The following is a 13,896-nucleotide window of genomic DNA, read 5'->3' as shown; positions in this document are numbered from 1 at the left end:
GCTTCGTCGTTTCGCTTCTCACAATGACGGGTCGGTGCCATGCTCGGTGAAGCCGCCCGCGCCGCGGGCTACCGGCTGATCGTCCGCGACGCGGTCGCTTCCACCATGGAGGAGGCCCGCCGCGCGCTCGACCAGGGCGAGCCGGGCAAGCTCTGGATCGTCGCCCGCAGTCAGGATGCGGGCCGGGGCCGGCATGGCCGGCAATGGGGCTCGCCGCCCGGCAATCTCTACGCCAGCCTTCTGCTGAAGGACCCCTGCGAGCCGGTGGTCGCCCCGCAGCTCGGCTTCGTCGCGGGTTTGGCTCTGCACGATGCGGCCTCCCGGGTGCTCGGGCCTGCCGGCGCCGGGCTGAAGCTGAAATGGCCGAACGACCTGCTGCTCGGCAACGCCAAGATCTCGGGGCTGCTGCTCGAGGGTGAGAGCCGGGCAGGGCGGCTCAACGTTATCCTCGGCTGCGGCGTCAACATCGCCTCCTGCCCTTCGGACACGCCCTATCCGGCGACCTTCCTCAAGGCTGCGTCGCCGCAGGCGAGCGTCGAGGCGATGCTGCTCGCGCTCAGCGATTCCTGGGCCAAGCGCTTCGAGATCTGGTCGCAGCCCGGCGGCTTCGGCCCGATCCGGGCGGCCTGGCTCGAGCGCGCCGCCTTCCTCGGCGAGACGATCACGATCCGCCTGCCGGAAGGGCCGCTTTCAGGCCGCTTCGCCGGGCTCGACCCGACCGGGCGCCTCGAGCTCGAAGCCGAGAACGGGCGCCGCCTGATCGACGCGGGCGATCTTTTCTTCGGGACAGGCTGACGCTGCAAGCGGCCTTGCTGGCCTGCCCAGCCGGGACCATGCTAAAGGGATATTTCCGGCCCAACACGGGCCATCCCGGATCTCAGCTCGGCTTTGCTCCATCCGGGATGGCGCGCGTTCCCGAAACATCTTTCAGGACGTTGCGACGGGGATGCGATGAGCGCGCCGCCGGCAGCATCCATGCCTTTCAGGATAACTCGTGACCCGCTCCAGCGATCAGCTTGTCTTCGTTCCCCTCGGTGGCCTCGGCGAGATCGGCATGAACGCCGCGCTCTACGGCTTCGGGCCCGAGGGGCGGCGAAAATGGATCCTGGTCGATTGCGGCATCTCCTTTGCCGGGCCCGAGGCTCCGGGCATCGATATCGTGCTGCCCGACCTGCGCTATATCATCGAGGAGCGCGCGAACCTGCTGGGCATCGTCATCACCCATGCCCATGAGGACCATATCGGCGCGCTCGCCGCGCTCTGGCCGTCCTTGCGCGCGCCGGTCTACTGCACGCGCTTCGCCGCAGGCCTCCTGGCCACCCGCCGTCTCGGGGAGCCGGGCGCGCCCAAGGTCGAGATCAACGGCGTGCCGCAGGGCGGGCGCATCACGCTCGGCCCCTTCGACATCGAGTTCGTGCCGGTCGCCCACTCCATCCCGGAATCGAACGCGCTTGCGATCCGCACGCCGGCCGGCCTCGTCGTCCATACCGGCGACTGGAAGATCGACCCCACGCCGCGTGTCGGCCTGCCCACCGACGAGAAGCGCCTGCGTGAGCTCGGCGACGAGGGCGTGCTCGCGATCGTCTGTGATTCGACCAACGTCATGCGCGACGGCACGAGCCCGAGCGAGGCCGACGTCGCCGCCAAGCTGAAGGAGCTGGTGGCCTCGGCGCCGGGCCGCGTCGCCGTGACCACTTTCGCTTCCAACGTCGCGCGGCTTCGCGCCGTGGCGGAGGCCGCGATGGCGAATGACCGCGATGTCGTGGTCGTGGGCCGCGCCATGGAGCGCGTCATCGATGTTGCGCGCGAATGCGGCTATCTCGACGGCATCCCGCCCTTCCGGCCTGTCGACGCCTATGGCTACCTGCCGCGCGACAAGGTCGTGGCGCTGCTCACCGGCAGCCAGGGCGAGCCGCGCGCGGCGCTTTCCCGCATTGCTGCGGACGATCACCCCGAGATCGCGCTGTCGCCGGGCGACCGCGTGATCTTCTCCTCGCGCACCATTCCCGGCAACGAGAAGTCGGTCGGCAACATCCACAACGCCCTGGCGCGGGACAATATCGAGATCATCACAGACCGCACCCATCTGGTCCATGTCTCCGGCCATCCGCGCCGCGAGGAGATGGCCAGGCTCTATGGCTGGCTGAAGCCGCAGATCGCGATCCCCGCCCATGGCGAGGACCTGCATCTGGCCGAGCATGAGCATTTCGCCCGCAACCTCGGCGTCAAGCACGTGCTGCGCGCCGGCAATGGCGACGTCGTCGCGATCGGGGCCGCAGGCGCCTCCAAGATCGACGAGGTCCCGCATGGCCGGCTCTATCAGGATGGCGCCCTGCTGGTGAACGCGCTGGAGAAGACGGTGCAGGAGCGCCGGCGCCTCTCCTTTGCGGGCATCGTCTCGATCGCGGTCGCGGTCGACGAGAAGGGTAGCATCGCAGGCGAGCCGGAGATCGCCGTGCTCGGCCTGCCGCCGCGCACCCGCGACGGCACCGATTTCGACGAGTACGTTGCGGACACCGTCGCCGACCTGCTCGATAATATTCCGAAGGCCCGCCGCCGTGACCCGGAGGCGCTGCGCAACGCGCTGGAGCGCGGCGTCCGCAGCGCCGTCAACGAGGAGTGGGGCAAGAAGCCGCTGGTGCACGCGCTGGTGATCGAGGTGTAGAACAGGCCCTAGATCATCGCGCCGCCCATGGGAGGCGATAACGATGATCTATCGCATTGGTATCGCATCGGACCGAAAAGTGGATTCCACTTTTCGGTCCGATGCTAGAGTGCCGCGCCGGAGAAAGCGAAGATGATCGGACGCCTGAACCATGTCGCCATCGCCGTGAAGGATCTTGCGGCCTCGACAGCGCTCTATCGCGACACTCTGGGCGCACGCGTCTCCCAGCCGCAGCCCGAGCCGGAGCACGGCGTCACCGTCGTCTTCGTCGAACTGCCCAACACCAAGATCGAGCTGCTGGAGCCGCTCGGCGCCGATTCGCCGATCGCGAAGTTCCTCGAGCGCAATGCCGATGGTGGCATCCACCATATCTGCTACGAGGTCGACGACATCCTCGCCGCCCGCGACAGGCTGAAGGCGCAAGGCGCTCGCGTGCTCGGTTCCGGCGAACCGCGCATCGGCGCGCATGGCAAGCCGGTGCTGTTCCTGCACCCCAAGGATTTCCTCGGCACGCTGGTCGAGCTGGAGCAGGCCTGAGGCCATGGACGAGATCGCCTTTCTCGGAGAGCCGGAGCCCGGCTCGCCACGCCCCTTCAGCGCCGCCACCGTCGCCGGCGGCCTCGTGTTCGTCTCGGGCCATTCGGCGCCGCACGATCCTGCGCGGGGCATCCATCGCGGCGAGACGCCTGCCGAAGAGGTCCGCAACGCGCTCGGCCGTGTGAGTGAGATATTGGTGGAGGCGGGCAGCGGCCTCGATCGCGTCGTCCAGATGACCATGCTGATCACCGATCCGGCCGATTACGCTGCGTGCAACGCCGAATATGTGAAGCACTTCCCGGGCGGGCTGCCGGCGCGCCACACGGCCCGCTTCGGCGTGCCGACGCAGGCGCGGGTCGCCTTCTCGTGCATCGCCCTGGCCAAGGGAAGAACATGAACCTCGTCGGGGGCATCGCGCTTTATTTCGTGATCTGGTGGATCACACTGTTCGCCGTGCTGCCCTTCGGGGTCCGCAGCCAGCATGAGACGGGCGATGTCGTAGCAGGAACGGAGCCGGGCGCGCCGGTGTTGCCGGGCCTGCTCAAGAAAGCGGCAATCACCTCGGTCATCGCTGCGGTGATCTTCGTCGGTGTCTGGTATGTCTGGGTGACCTACGACATCTGACCGCGCGTCATTGCGAGGAGCGAAGCGACGAGGCAATCCAGGGGGCTGGGCGAGCCGTTCAACTCAGCCCCCTGGATTGCTTCGCAGCGCCTGTTCTCGAGCTTGCCGAAGGAAAGACCCGGGGGACTCGCAACGACGGACTGTTCGGTGAAATCGAATCGAGGCCGCTGAAAGACTTTCGCCCAAGAAAAAAGGCAAGGCCGATGCCTTGCCTCTTGGTAGTCTTTTTTTACCGCTGCATCAGCGCCCATTCAAAGCGGGCGGCTCATATGCAAGGCGGGCGTTTGCTCCTCCCGAGACCTGGTCCGCAGCGTCTTGTCTGACAAAACGCTCCCAGCGCGAAAAGGATTAGCTGATTGTGACGGTGCTGTCATCAGTTTAGGCATCGTAAGCCTCGAATTTTTGCAAAATTTGTTTCGACTGCTCTTGTGCAGTGCAGCAACGCTCGATTCGGCAACGCAGATGCCTTGTTCCGGCCAAAGGATGCGGCTATCGACCGGCCATCCGCCGGGTTCGCCGGCGGCCATGGAGATCTTCATGCTGCGCAGCTCGCTCGCCGCCCTTGCCGTCGTCGTCACGCTGGGGGCCGCTCAGGCCCAGGCGCCGAAGCCCGACCCCGAGAACACAGTCGTGCTGGAAACCAAGGACGGGCCTGTCACCATCCGCCTGCGGCCCGATCTCGCGCCCAAGCATGTCGCGCAGATAAAGACGCTGGTGAAGCGCGGCTTCTATGACGGCATCGTCTTCCATCGGGTCATCGACGGCTTCATGGCGCAGACCGGCGATCCGACTGGCACCGGCACGGGCAAGTCCGACCTGCCGAACCTCCCGGCTGAGTTCACGCCGACACCCTACAAGGTCGGCTCCCTCGGCATGGCGCGCTCGCAGTCGCCGGATTCCGCCAATTCCCAGTTCTTCATCTGCTATGAGGGCTGCGGCTCGCTGACTGGCCAGTACACGCTCTTCGGCGAGGTCGTCTCCGGCATGGAGGCGGTGCGCAAGATCAAGAAGGGCTCGAGTTCTAACAACGGCCAGGTGAGCGGCCCGGACAAGATCGTCCGCATGCGGATGCAGTCCGACGTCAAGTGACGCTGCCGGGCAAGTGACACGGTCCAGGTGACCCAGTGACACGGACAAGGAGGGCCGTGGCGATGAAACGGACGGCTCTCCTGTGTCTCGCCTTCGCCGGCCTGGCCTTCGGGCCCCCGGGCATCGCCGCCATGGCGCAGGATACGCGCGATCTCGGCCTGCCGCCGCCCTCCGGCTCGCAGAATCCGGTGCTGCCGCCGCCTTCGGGCTCGCAGAACCCGATCCTGCCCCCGCAGAGCGGGCAGCGCTACAATCCCGGCATCGGCGGACCATTCGGCGGCCAGGAGGACGTTCCCGGCCTCGAGCAGCGCCGTGTCGGCCCGCCGCTGAGGCAGGGCAGCGGAGAAATCGGCCTGATCGGCTCGGTTTCGCCCGAGACGCCTTCGCAGGAGGGCGGCGAGGCCGTCGACAAGCTCGTCGACCTCGCGCCGGCGCTAAGACGCTGCTGGAGCCCGCCAGCTCTGCCGGGCGATCTCACCGGCGCCATGGTTTCCGTCCGCTTCAGCCTGCGCCGCGACGGCAGCCTCTTCGGGCAGCCGCGCGTGACCTGGGAGACGCGCCGGGGCGATGCCGAATTCCAGAAGCGTTTCAGCGATTCGGCCGTCGAGGCCATTCGCAGCTGCACGCCAATGAGGTTGTCGGCGGGCCTCGGAGCGAGTATCGCGGGGCGCCCCTTCACTATCCGCTTCCACGGCCGTGGGCCGTCCAACGAAAGGCAAATCTGATGTCGCTTGATCCCGAGAACACCATCGTCATGGAGACGACCAAGGGCCCCGTCGTCATCAAGCTGCGTCCCGACCTCGCGCCGAACCATGTCGAGCGCATCAAGATGCTGGCCCGCGAGGGCTTCTATGACGGCATCGTCTTCCACCGCGTCATCGACGGCTTCATGGCCCAGGTCGGCTGCCCGCATGGCACCGGCACCGGCGGCTCGGACTATCCGGACCTTGCGCAGGAGTTCAACGCCGAGCCGCATGTGCGCGGCATCTGTTCGATGGCCCGCGCCCAGAACCCGAACTCGGCCAACAGCCAGTTCTTCATCGTCTTCGATGACGCCCGCTTCCTCGACAAGCAGTACACCGTCTGGGGCCAGGTGGTCGAAGGCATGGACAATGTCGACATGATCAAACGCGGCGAGCCCGTACGCGATCCCGACTCCATCGTCTCGATGAAGGTCATGGCCGACGCGGCCTGAGGACTTCGTTTAAGGCGAGCCCTCGTCCCGAGGAGCCGCGCTGCGCGGCGTCTCGAAGGGCAGTTCCAGTACGCACTGGAACATCCTTCGAGATACGAGCTTCGCTCGTTCCTCAGGATGAGGGCTCGCTGCTTTTGGACAATCCCTGCTGACGATGAACGTCGATCTCTTCGACTTCGACCTGCCCGAGGATCGTATCGCGCTGAGGCCCGCGAGCCCACGCGATGCGGCGCGGCTGCTCGTCGTCCGGCCGGATGCCGCCGAGCCCCTCGCGGACGCCCATGTTCGCGACCTGGTTTCGCTGCTGCAGCCGGGCGACGCGCTCGTCCTCAACGACACGCGCGTCATCCCCTCGCGCCTGCGCGGGCGCCGCTATCGCGGGGCGGATTCGGCCCGCATCGAGATCATGCTGCACAAGCGCGAGAGCGAGGATCGCTGGCTTGCCTTCGCCCGCCCCGCCAAGAAGCTCGCCGTCGGCGAGACGGTCGTCTTCGATGCGGAGGGCGCCAGCAACGCCTGCGAACTGGGCCGTCTGCAGGCCGAGGTGCTCGCCAAGAGCGAGGGCGGCGAGGTCGAGCTGCAGTTCAGTCTGACCAGCGCCTATCTTGACGAGGCGATCGCGCGGCTCGGCGAATTGCCGCTGCCGCCCTATATCGCGGGCAAGCGCCCAGCCGACAGTGCGGACGCCACGGACTACCAGACGGCCTATGCCCGGCAGGATGGGGCGGTCGCCGCGCCGACGGCGGGCCTCCACTTCACGCCGGAACTCTTTGCGGCGCTGGAAGCGCGCGGCGTCTCGCGCCATTTCGTGACGCTGCATGTCGGCGCCGGGACCTTCCTGCCGGTCAAGGCGGAGAACACCGACGACCACCGCATGCATGCCGAATGGGGAACGGTCACGGCCGAGACGGCAGGCGCCCTCAACGCATTGAAGGCAAGGGGCGGGCGGATCGTCTGCGTCGGCACCACCTCGCTGCGGCTGATCGAGAGCGCGGCGAGCGAGGACGGCACCATCCAGCCCTTCTCGGGCGACACGGCGATCTTCATCACGCCGGGCTACCGCTTCCGCGCGGTCGACATGCTGATGACGAATTTCCACCTGCCGCGCTCGACGCTGTTCATGCTCGTTTCCGCATTCTGCGGGCTGGACGTGATGAAACGCGCCTATGCTCATGCGATCGCGGCGAAATACCGCTTCTATTCCTATGGCGACGGCAGCCTGCTGTATCGGGCCTCGACCCCGTCATTGAGAGCGTAGCGAAGCAATCTAGAGGGCGGCAGCGCTCCACGTCCTCCTGGATTGCTTCGTCCCTTCGGTCCTCGCAATGACGGGAATGACGACAGAGCTGTTCCGGCTCGCATTCCCGGCCTGAAAATGCTACCGGGCTCCCAACAGGGATTTTGACAGTCAAATGGCCGATATTTTTCGCGAGATCGATGAGGAAGTCCGCCGCGACAAGGCGGCGGAGCTCTGGAAGAAATATGGCTGGGTGATCAGCGCCCTGGCCGTGCTGGCCGTGCTCGCCGTCGCCGGCTGGCAGTACTGGCTGCATCGCGAGGCCCAGGCCTCGCAGGCGGTCGGCGCGCGGCTCGAAGCGGCGCTGAAATCTTCCCGCGACGGCGACAGCGCACAGGCCGAGACCATCCTGAAGGAACTCGTCGCCAGCGCTCCGGCCGGTTATCGGCAGATCGCGCGCTTCCGCCTCGCCGCCGAGACGGGCAAGCGCGACCCTGCCGCCGGTGCCGCTGCCTTCGATGCGCTCGCCAATGACGCGACGCTCGACCAGACCTTCCGCGATCTGGCGAAGCTGCGCGCCGGCATCCTGCGCGTCGACCTCGCGCCCTATGCTGAGGTGAAGGCTGCGCTGGAGCCGCTTGCCGCGCCGCAGGGCGTCTGGCGCCACAGCGCCCGCGAGTTCCTCGGCGTCGCAGCGCTCAAGGCCAATCTCTACGACGAGGCCGGGCGCTGGTTCGACGCCGCCATCACCGATCCCCAGGTGCCGCAGGCGTTGCGCCAGCGCGTCGACCTCTATCTCGCTCTGGTTCGCGGCGGCCCGGTCACGGTGAAGAATTGAGCGTGTCGCCGTTTCGCGGGGGCTGGCCTAAAGCCGACACCCGGAGCCTTTGAACACCGCTTGCGCCGGGATGTCGGCGCAAATGGTGTTTCCTTTTTCCTTGGAGCCGGATCCGATCAGGTTGAATCGACCTGATCGGTGAATCCGCCTCTAAACTATTGATAGGGAACGCGTGATCCGATCTGATCGCATTGCGATCAGATCGGCGCGTGTTCTAGACCTGTGTTCATGGATTCCGGGATTGCCGCTGCGCGACGCCCGGAATGACGCTGCTGGGATTCGATCAAAGACCATGACAGCCATCGTCGCCCTCATCGGCCGCCCGAATGTCGGCAAGTCGACGCTGTTCAATCGGCTCGTCGGCAAGAAGCTCGCGCTGGTCGACGACCGGCCGGGCGTGACGCGCGATCGCCGTGAAGGCGATGCGACGCTGGGCCATCTGCGCTTCAAGGTCATCGATACCGCGGGGCTGGAAGATGCGGACAAGGATTCGCTCGCCGGCCGCATGCGCGCCCAGACCGAGACGGCGATCGCGCAGGCCGATGTCGTGCTCTTCATGATCGACGCCCGCCTCGGCCTCACGCCGATGGACCAGCCCTTCGCCGATCTGGTGCGCCGTTCCGGCAAGCCGGTGATCCTGCTCGCCAACAAGGCCGAGGGGAAGAAGGGCACCGAAGGGATCATGGAGTCCTATTCGCTCGGACTCGGCGATCCCGTCCCCTTCTCGGCCGAGCATGGCGAAGGCACCTCTGATCTTCTGGAAGCGCTGGCTCCTTTCATCCCGGACGAGCCGGAGGAAGACGAGGAGGAAGCCTGGGCGGACGTTCCCGCTGCCGATTCGGACGGCGACGAGGAGGATCTCGATCCCGACCGGCCGCTGCGCGTCACCATCATCGGCCGTCCCAATGCCGGCAAGTCGACGCTCGTCAACCGCATCATCGGCGAGGAGCGGATGCTGACCGGCCCGGAGGCGGGCATCACCCGCGACACCATCTCGGTCGACTGGGAATGGCGTGGCCGCAAGCTGAAGCTCTTCGACACCGCCGGCATGCGCAAGCGCGCCCGCATCGAGGAGAAGCTGGAGAAGCTTTCCGTGGCGGATTCGCTGCGCGCGATCCGCTTCGCCGAAGTGGTGGTCGTGCTGCTCGACGCGACCATCCCCTTCGAGAAGCAGGACCTGACGCTGGTCGACCTCACCGAGCGCGAGGGCAGGGCCGTCGTCATCGGTCTCAACAAATGGGACCTCGTCGCCGACAAGCAGGGCCTGCTCGCGGAGCTGAAGGAGAAGGCGCATCACCTGCTGGCGCAGGTGCGCGGCGTGCAGATCGTTCCCTTGTCCGGCATCGCGGGCGAGGGCATCGACAGGCTGATGCAGGCGGTGATCACAGCCTATGACGTCTGGAACCGCCGCATCTCTACGGCGCGGATCAATCGCTGGCTGGAGGGCGCGCTCTCTGCGCATCCGCCTCCGGCCGTGGCGGGGCGCCGCATCAAGATCCGCTACATGACACAGGCGAAGGCCCGCCCGCCGACGTTCGCGCTCTTCGGCAACCAGCTCGACCACCTGCCGGTGTCCTACACCCGCTATCTGGTCAACAGCCTGCGGGAGTCCTTCGAGCTGCCGGGAACGCCGATCCGCCTGCACAGGCGCGGCGGCGAGAACCCGTTCGACAAGGGCAGGAAGTAGGCGGTTCGCCGATGGTACGCCGGCTGGCTCGGCGGATTGTGCGGGCTATTGGGTCGGTATGGCCTTGGCAAAAAAGCCCAGGATAAGGGCGGCGACCTCCTGGTGGATGGCGTCCCTGCCGCGCGTGCCGCCATCCTTGCAGACGATGCCGTCGCCCGGCTCATCCGCTTCGAGCAAGGCCGCACCTTCCGGTTTGCAGCGTTGCATGAAGCTGAAATGCATCGCGTCCGGGATTTCGACATAGCGGGCGCCGGACGCGGGCAGATGCTCCGCGAGATAACCCGATTCGAGCCTCGCGGGCAGGTCGCCAATATCGGTTCCGGCTCCGATGATCAGGGCCGGCACGGGCAACGCCGCAAGGCTTTCCGGCGTAAAGCCGCGCGCCAAGCCGAGGTCGAGCGAGACCATCGCCCGGACGCGCATGTCGCGCATATCGTCGTTGAGCACAGAAGCAGGCGGAAATTCGTCGGCCCGTAGCGAGTTCAGCCGGCAGATCCGTGGATTCGGGTGCAGCTTGCACTCACGCGCGAAACGTTCCGTGCTGAAGCGCCCTCCCGTCAGCGCCGTCACAGTCCAGCCACCCAGTGAATGACCTATCGAGGCGATGCGGGACGGTTCGACCTTGCCGGCCAAGGCGTTGTCCCGGATGAGCGCGTCGATGACGCGGCTGAGATCGCGCGGCCTTTCCCAGAGTCTTGCTGCCTCCTTTGGGTCCTTGTTGAGCGTCGTCGTGCCGGGATGGTCGGGCGCGGCGACGATATAGCCGCTTCGGGAAAGAACGTCGGCGAGCCAGGAGAGGTTGCGCCAACTGCCGCCATAGCCGTGGGAGAGAACGACAAGTGGAAGCGTTCGCTGCGTCGCGGCGGCGTTCTTGATGACGGGCACGCCGTAGAAGGCTCGGTTCTCGCCGAGGCTGCTTTCGGTGCCGCCGTCCTCGCTTGGATACCAGAGCGATACCTGCAGGGCGCGGGAGCCGGATGGGTCCGCCAGTTCGAACTGGCGAAACCCTGTGCCCGCCATTGCCTGGGCTGCGGATATAAGGATTGCTGCGAGAGCCAGCGGGGCGAGCAGGAGCCGAAAACCAGGCATCGGAATCTCACATTGCGCCGGACAGATCCGGCTACGGCTTTTATACTGGCATCTGCGGCGTCAGCACCTTGCCCTGCGGGAAGTCGAAGATCTTGCCGCTCTCGGTCCAGCTGGGCGAGGCGATCTCGACGAGATGCGGCGCCAGATCCTCCGGTGTCCTGAGCGTCTGCGGGTCTTCGCCCGGCATGGCCTCGGCCCGCATCCGGGTCCGCAGCGGCCCTGGATTGACGAGCATCACCTTCATCGGGGTCGTTGCCGTCTCGGCCGCATAGGTGCGCCCCAGCGCCTCGACGGCCGCCTTCGAGATCGAATAGGGGCCCCAATAGGCGAGGCACTTATGCGCCGCGCCAGAAGACAGCAGGATCACCCGACCGGCGTCGGAAGCGCGCAGGGCCACGTCGAGCGATTTGATCAGCCGCAGGTTCGCCGTGACGTTGATGTCCATCACCTTGGCCCAGTCGGCCTCTGTGGCATGGCCGAGCGGCGTCAGCGAGCCGAGCACGCCGGCATTGGCGAGCAGGATGTCGAGCTTGCCCCAGCGCTCCATCAGCGCCGGCCCGAGCTTCTCGAGCCCGCCTGCGTCCGAGAGATCGAGCGGCACCAGCGTGCTGGTGCCGCCAAGCGCACGGATCTCGTCGTCGAGTTCCTCCAACGCGCCGGTGGTGCGGGCAAGCGCGACGACATGGGCGCCGGCATTGGCAAAGGCGAGCGCGGCCGCCCGCCCGATGCCGCGCGACGCGCCGGTGACGAGCGCGACGCGCCCCTCGAGAGGCTTGGTCATGACAGGTTCCGCTGGATCAGCCGGCTTCGGCCAGCAGGGAGATTTGCTGCTTGGCGCTCTCGCCGATCACGTCGGTCAGCGAGGTCGGGTAGTCGCCGGTGAAGCAATGGTCGGTGAACTGCGGCCGCGCCGGGTCACGCCGCTCATGGCCCATGGCGCGGTAGAGGCCGTTGACCGAGATGAAGGCGAGCGAGTCGGCACCGACGAACTGCCGCATCTCTTCCAGCGAATGGGTCGCTGCGAGCAGCTTCTCGCGGTCCGGTGTGTCGATGCCGTAATAGTCGGGATGGGTGATCGGCGGCGAGGAGATGCGGAAATGCACTTCGCGGGCGCCGGCCTCGCGCATCATCTTCACGATCTTGAAGGAGGTCGTGCCGCGCACGATCGAATCGTCGACCAGGACGATGCTCTTGCCCTCGACCACCGAGCGGTTGGCCGAGTGCTTCAGCTTGACGCCGAGCTCACGGACTTTCTGCGTCGGCTCGATGAAGGTGCGCCCGACATAGTGGTTGCGGATGATGCCGAGTTCGAAGGGGATGCCGCTCGCCTGCGCATAGCCCAGCGCAGCCGGCACGCCCGAATCCGGCACGGGCACGACCACGTCGGCATTGGCAGGTGCTTCCTTCGCCAGCACTGCGCCCATCGCCTTGCGCCGCTCATAGATGCTGCGGCCCTTCACGATGGAGTCCGGCCGGGCGAAGTAGATGTACTCGAAGATGCAGGGCCGCTCCGCGACCGGCGGGAAGGGCTTGTGGCTCTCGATGCCGTTCTCGGAGCAGATCACCACCTCGCCGTTCTCGATCTCGCGGACGAACTTGGCGCCGATGATGTCGAGCGCGCAGGTCTCCGAGGTCAGGATCGGGCAGCCGTCGAGATCGCCCAAGACGAGGGGGCGGATGCCGAGCGGATCGCGCGCGCCGATGAGCTTCTTGTTGGTCATGCCGACGAAGGCATAGGCGCCCTCGATCTGGCGAATGCCTTCGATAAAGCGCTCGATGAAATTCTGCTTCCGGCTGCGCGCAACGAGATGCAGCAGCACTTCCGTGTCGGAGGTCGACTGGTAGATCGCGCCGTCGCGGACGAGCTCTCGCCGCAGCGTCAGCCCGTTGGTGAGGTTGCCGTTATGCGCCAGCGCGAAGCCGCCGCCATGCAGTTCCGCAAAGAGCGGCTGGACGTTGCGCAGGATGGTCTCGCCCGTCGTCGAATAGCGCACATGGCCGATGGCCTGCTTGCCCTTGAGCTTGTCGATGACGCTCGCTTCCGAGAAGGCGTCGCCGACGAGGCCGAGCCGGCGCTCGGTGTGGAAGCGCTTGCCGTCGAAGGAGACGATACCTGTCGCCTCCTGGCCGCGATGCTGCAGCGCGTGCAGGCCGAGCGCAGTCAGCGCCGAAGCGTCGGCATGGCCGAAGATTCCGAAGACCCCGCATTCCTCCCGCAGCCGGTCGGCGTTGGGATCGAAGGCGGTCTCACTCTCCATCGAGATCATGTCGGGCTCCAACGCGCGGGGATGGGCTCTCTGTACGCGTCAATTAGGGTCGGGCTGGGGCAGGCGCAATGGGTGCTGGTGCACCCGGCGTGCGCGGTTCTTCCGCCGGCGCCTCGGTCGCATCCTCCGGTTTGGTCTTCTTGAGCAGGTTCTTGATGAAATCGGCGTTGACGTCCTGCGGCAGCATCGCGATCAGCGATTCGCCGGTCCTTTGCAGCATGTCCTTGGACTTGGCGTCCTTCGCCCAGACCGGCATCTTCTCACTGCCGACGAGGCCGACGAAGAAGAGATAGCCGATCACCGCCAGCAGCATGCCGCGTGCCGCGCCGAAGACGAAGCCAAGGGTGCGGTCGAGCGCGCCGATGCGCGAATCGAGCACGAAATCGGAGATTCGGGCCGTCAGGATCGAGACGATGATCAGCGTGCCGAGGAACAGCACGGCGATCGAGGCGACGAGCGCGATCGTGTCCTGCGCCGAGCTCGTCGGGATGTACTGCTTTACAAAGGGCACGAGCTGCGGGTGGAACACCCAGGCGACTCCGGCGGCCGCGACCCATGAGGCGATCGCGAGCACCTCGCGCGTGAGGCCGCGCACTGCCGCGAGCAAAGCCGAGATCAGAACCACGCCGATGACGACGAGATCGAGAATAGTTACAGGCATTGAAAAG

Annotated in this window: 15 protein-coding genes; 11 read left to right on the top strand and 4 right to left on the bottom strand. The window is 66.4% G+C overall.

The annotated features are described in order from the left end of the window. Positions 1 to 39 precede the first annotated feature (39 nt). From BoBH3_RS12070 to der, 11 genes are all read left to right on the top strand, one after another. Positions 40 to 795: a biotin--[acetyl-CoA-carboxylase] ligase gene (locus BoBH3_RS12070; RefSeq protein ID WP_262331030.1), complete on the top strand. Its 756-nt coding sequence runs from the start codon at positions 40 to 42 to the stop codon at positions 793 to 795. A 199-nt stretch (positions 796 to 994) separates the two neighbouring features. Continuing rightward, positions 995 to 2,665: a ribonuclease J gene (locus tag BoBH3_RS12065; protein ID WP_262331029.1), complete on the top strand. Its 1,671-nt coding sequence runs from the start codon at positions 995 to 997 to the stop codon at positions 2,663 to 2,665. 132 nt (positions 2,666 to 2,797) lie between these two features. After that, a complete protein-coding gene (mce, locus tag BoBH3_RS12060) occupies positions 2,798 to 3,202 on the top strand; it encodes a methylmalonyl-CoA epimerase (protein WP_262331028.1) in 405 nt (134 codons plus the stop codon). A 4-nt stretch (positions 3,203 to 3,206) separates the two neighbouring features. Further along, entirely contained in the window at positions 3,207 to 3,599 is a 393-nt protein-coding gene (locus BoBH3_RS12055; RefSeq protein WP_262331027.1) for a RidA family protein, read from the top strand. After that, positions 3,596 to 3,826 carry a DUF1467 family protein gene (locus BoBH3_RS12050; RefSeq protein ID WP_262331026.1) on the top strand — a complete coding sequence of 77 codons (231 nt, stop codon included), beginning with the start codon at positions 3,596 to 3,598 and terminating at the stop codon, positions 3,824 to 3,826. The genes BoBH3_RS12055 and BoBH3_RS12050 overlap by 4 nt, the downstream gene beginning before the upstream one ends. A gap of 537 nt (positions 3,827 to 4,363) precedes the next feature. Beyond that, positions 4,364 to 4,915, top strand: coding sequence for a peptidylprolyl isomerase (locus BoBH3_RS12045; RefSeq protein WP_262331025.1), 552 nt, complete (start codon positions 4,364 to 4,366; stop codon positions 4,913 to 4,915). A 62-nt stretch (positions 4,916 to 4,977) separates the two neighbouring features. Beyond that, on the top strand, positions 4,978 to 5,640 hold the full coding sequence (locus BoBH3_RS12040) for a hypothetical protein (RefSeq protein WP_262331024.1): 663 nt from the start codon (positions 4,978 to 4,980) through the stop codon (positions 5,638 to 5,640). Then, positions 5,640 to 6,110, top strand: a complete 471-nt coding sequence (locus BoBH3_RS12035) for a peptidylprolyl isomerase (protein ID WP_262331023.1) — start codon at positions 5,640 to 5,642, stop codon at positions 6,108 to 6,110. The genes BoBH3_RS12040 and BoBH3_RS12035 overlap by 1 nt, the downstream gene beginning before the upstream one ends. A gap of 154 nt (positions 6,111 to 6,264) precedes the next feature. Then, a complete protein-coding gene (gene queA / locus BoBH3_RS12030) occupies positions 6,265 to 7,368 on the top strand; it encodes a tRNA preQ1(34) S-adenosylmethionine ribosyltransferase-isomerase QueA (protein ID WP_262331022.1) in 1,104 nt (367 codons plus the stop codon). 154 nt (positions 7,369 to 7,522) lie between these two features. Further along, entirely contained in the window at positions 7,523 to 8,185 is a 663-nt protein-coding gene (locus BoBH3_RS12025) for a tetratricopeptide repeat protein (protein WP_262331021.1), read from the top strand. Between the two features lie 292 nt (positions 8,186 to 8,477). After that, positions 8,478 to 9,872 carry a ribosome biogenesis GTPase Der gene (gene der, locus BoBH3_RS12020; RefSeq protein ID WP_262331020.1) on the top strand — a complete coding sequence of 465 codons (1,395 nt, stop codon included), beginning with the start codon at positions 8,478 to 8,480 and terminating at the stop codon, positions 9,870 to 9,872. Between the two features lie 45 nt (positions 9,873 to 9,917). Here the strand turns inward: der and BoBH3_RS12015 are convergent, their stop codons facing one another. From BoBH3_RS12015 to BoBH3_RS12000, 4 genes are read right to left on the bottom strand one after another with little or no spacing between them, the layout of a single operon-like run. Then, the gene (locus BoBH3_RS12015) at positions 9,918 to 10,961 is read right to left on the bottom strand and encodes an alpha/beta hydrolase family protein (RefSeq protein WP_262331019.1); all 1,044 of its coding nucleotides are present in this window, start codon (positions 10,959 to 10,961) and stop codon (positions 9,918 to 9,920) included. 40 nt (positions 10,962 to 11,001) lie between these two features. After that, positions 11,002 to 11,742: an SDR family NAD(P)-dependent oxidoreductase gene (locus BoBH3_RS12010; RefSeq protein WP_262331018.1), complete on the bottom strand. Its 741-nt coding sequence runs from the start codon at positions 11,740 to 11,742 to the stop codon at positions 11,002 to 11,004. Positions 11,743 to 11,758: 16 nt separating this feature from the next. Beyond that, positions 11,759 to 13,228 carry an amidophosphoribosyltransferase gene (purF, locus tag BoBH3_RS12005; RefSeq protein ID WP_262331017.1) on the bottom strand — a complete coding sequence of 490 codons (1,470 nt, stop codon included), beginning with the start codon at positions 13,226 to 13,228 and terminating at the stop codon, positions 11,759 to 11,761. Positions 13,229 to 13,271: 43 nt separating this feature from the next. Then, on the bottom strand, positions 13,272 to 13,889 hold the full coding sequence (locus BoBH3_RS12000; protein WP_262331016.1) for a CvpA family protein: 618 nt from the start codon (positions 13,887 to 13,889) through the stop codon (positions 13,272 to 13,274). Positions 13,890 to 13,896 lie beyond the last annotated feature (7 nt).

The sequence above is a fragment of the Allobosea sp. BH3 genome, from assembly GCF_025499465.1.
GTDB lineage: Bacteria > Pseudomonadota > Alphaproteobacteria > Rhizobiales > Beijerinckiaceae > Allobosea.
This window is presented reverse-complemented; position numbering and strand designations above follow the sequence as displayed.

What these genes read in the sequence shown, in the direction of transcription:
- BoBH3_RS12045 (WP_262331025.1), top strand. Translation starts at nt 4,364, where the DNA reads ATGCTGCGCAGCTCGCTCGCCGCCCTTGCCGTCGTCGTCACGCTGGGG.
- BoBH3_RS12000 (WP_262331016.1), bottom strand. Translation starts at nt 13,889, where the DNA reads ATGCCTGTAACTATTCTCGATCTCGTCGTCATCGGCGTGGTTCTGATC.
- BoBH3_RS12025 (WP_262331021.1), top strand. Translation starts at nt 7,523, where the DNA reads ATGGCCGATATTTTTCGCGAGATCGATGAGGAAGTCCGCCGCGACAAG.
- BoBH3_RS12035 (WP_262331023.1), top strand. Translation starts at nt 5,640, where the DNA reads ATGTCGCTTGATCCCGAGAACACCATCGTCATGGAGACGACCAAGGGC.
- purF (WP_262331017.1), bottom strand. Translation starts at nt 13,228, where the DNA reads ATGATCTCGATGGAGAGTGAGACCGCCTTCGATCCCAACGCCGACCGG.
- BoBH3_RS12010 (WP_262331018.1), bottom strand. Translation starts at nt 11,742, where the DNA reads ATGACCAAGCCTCTCGAGGGGCGCGTCGCGCTCGTCACCGGCGCGTCG.
- BoBH3_RS12050 (WP_262331026.1), top strand. Translation starts at nt 3,596, where the DNA reads ATGAACCTCGTCGGGGGCATCGCGCTTTATTTCGTGATCTGGTGGATC.
- der (WP_262331020.1), top strand. Translation starts at nt 8,478, where the DNA reads ATGACAGCCATCGTCGCCCTCATCGGCCGCCCGAATGTCGGCAAGTCG.
- BoBH3_RS12070 (WP_262331030.1), top strand. Translation starts at nt 40, where the DNA reads ATGCTCGGTGAAGCCGCCCGCGCCGCGGGCTACCGGCTGATCGTCCGC.
- BoBH3_RS12015 (WP_262331019.1), bottom strand. Translation starts at nt 10,961, where the DNA reads ATGCCTGGTTTTCGGCTCCTGCTCGCCCCGCTGGCTCTCGCAGCAATC.
- mce (WP_262331028.1), top strand. Translation starts at nt 2,798, where the DNA reads ATGATCGGACGCCTGAACCATGTCGCCATCGCCGTGAAGGATCTTGCG.
- BoBH3_RS12040 (WP_262331024.1), top strand. Translation starts at nt 4,978, where the DNA reads ATGAAACGGACGGCTCTCCTGTGTCTCGCCTTCGCCGGCCTGGCCTTC.
- BoBH3_RS12055 (WP_262331027.1), top strand. Translation starts at nt 3,207, where the DNA reads ATGGACGAGATCGCCTTTCTCGGAGAGCCGGAGCCCGGCTCGCCACGC.
- queA (WP_262331022.1), top strand. Translation starts at nt 6,265, where the DNA reads ATGAACGTCGATCTCTTCGACTTCGACCTGCCCGAGGATCGTATCGCG.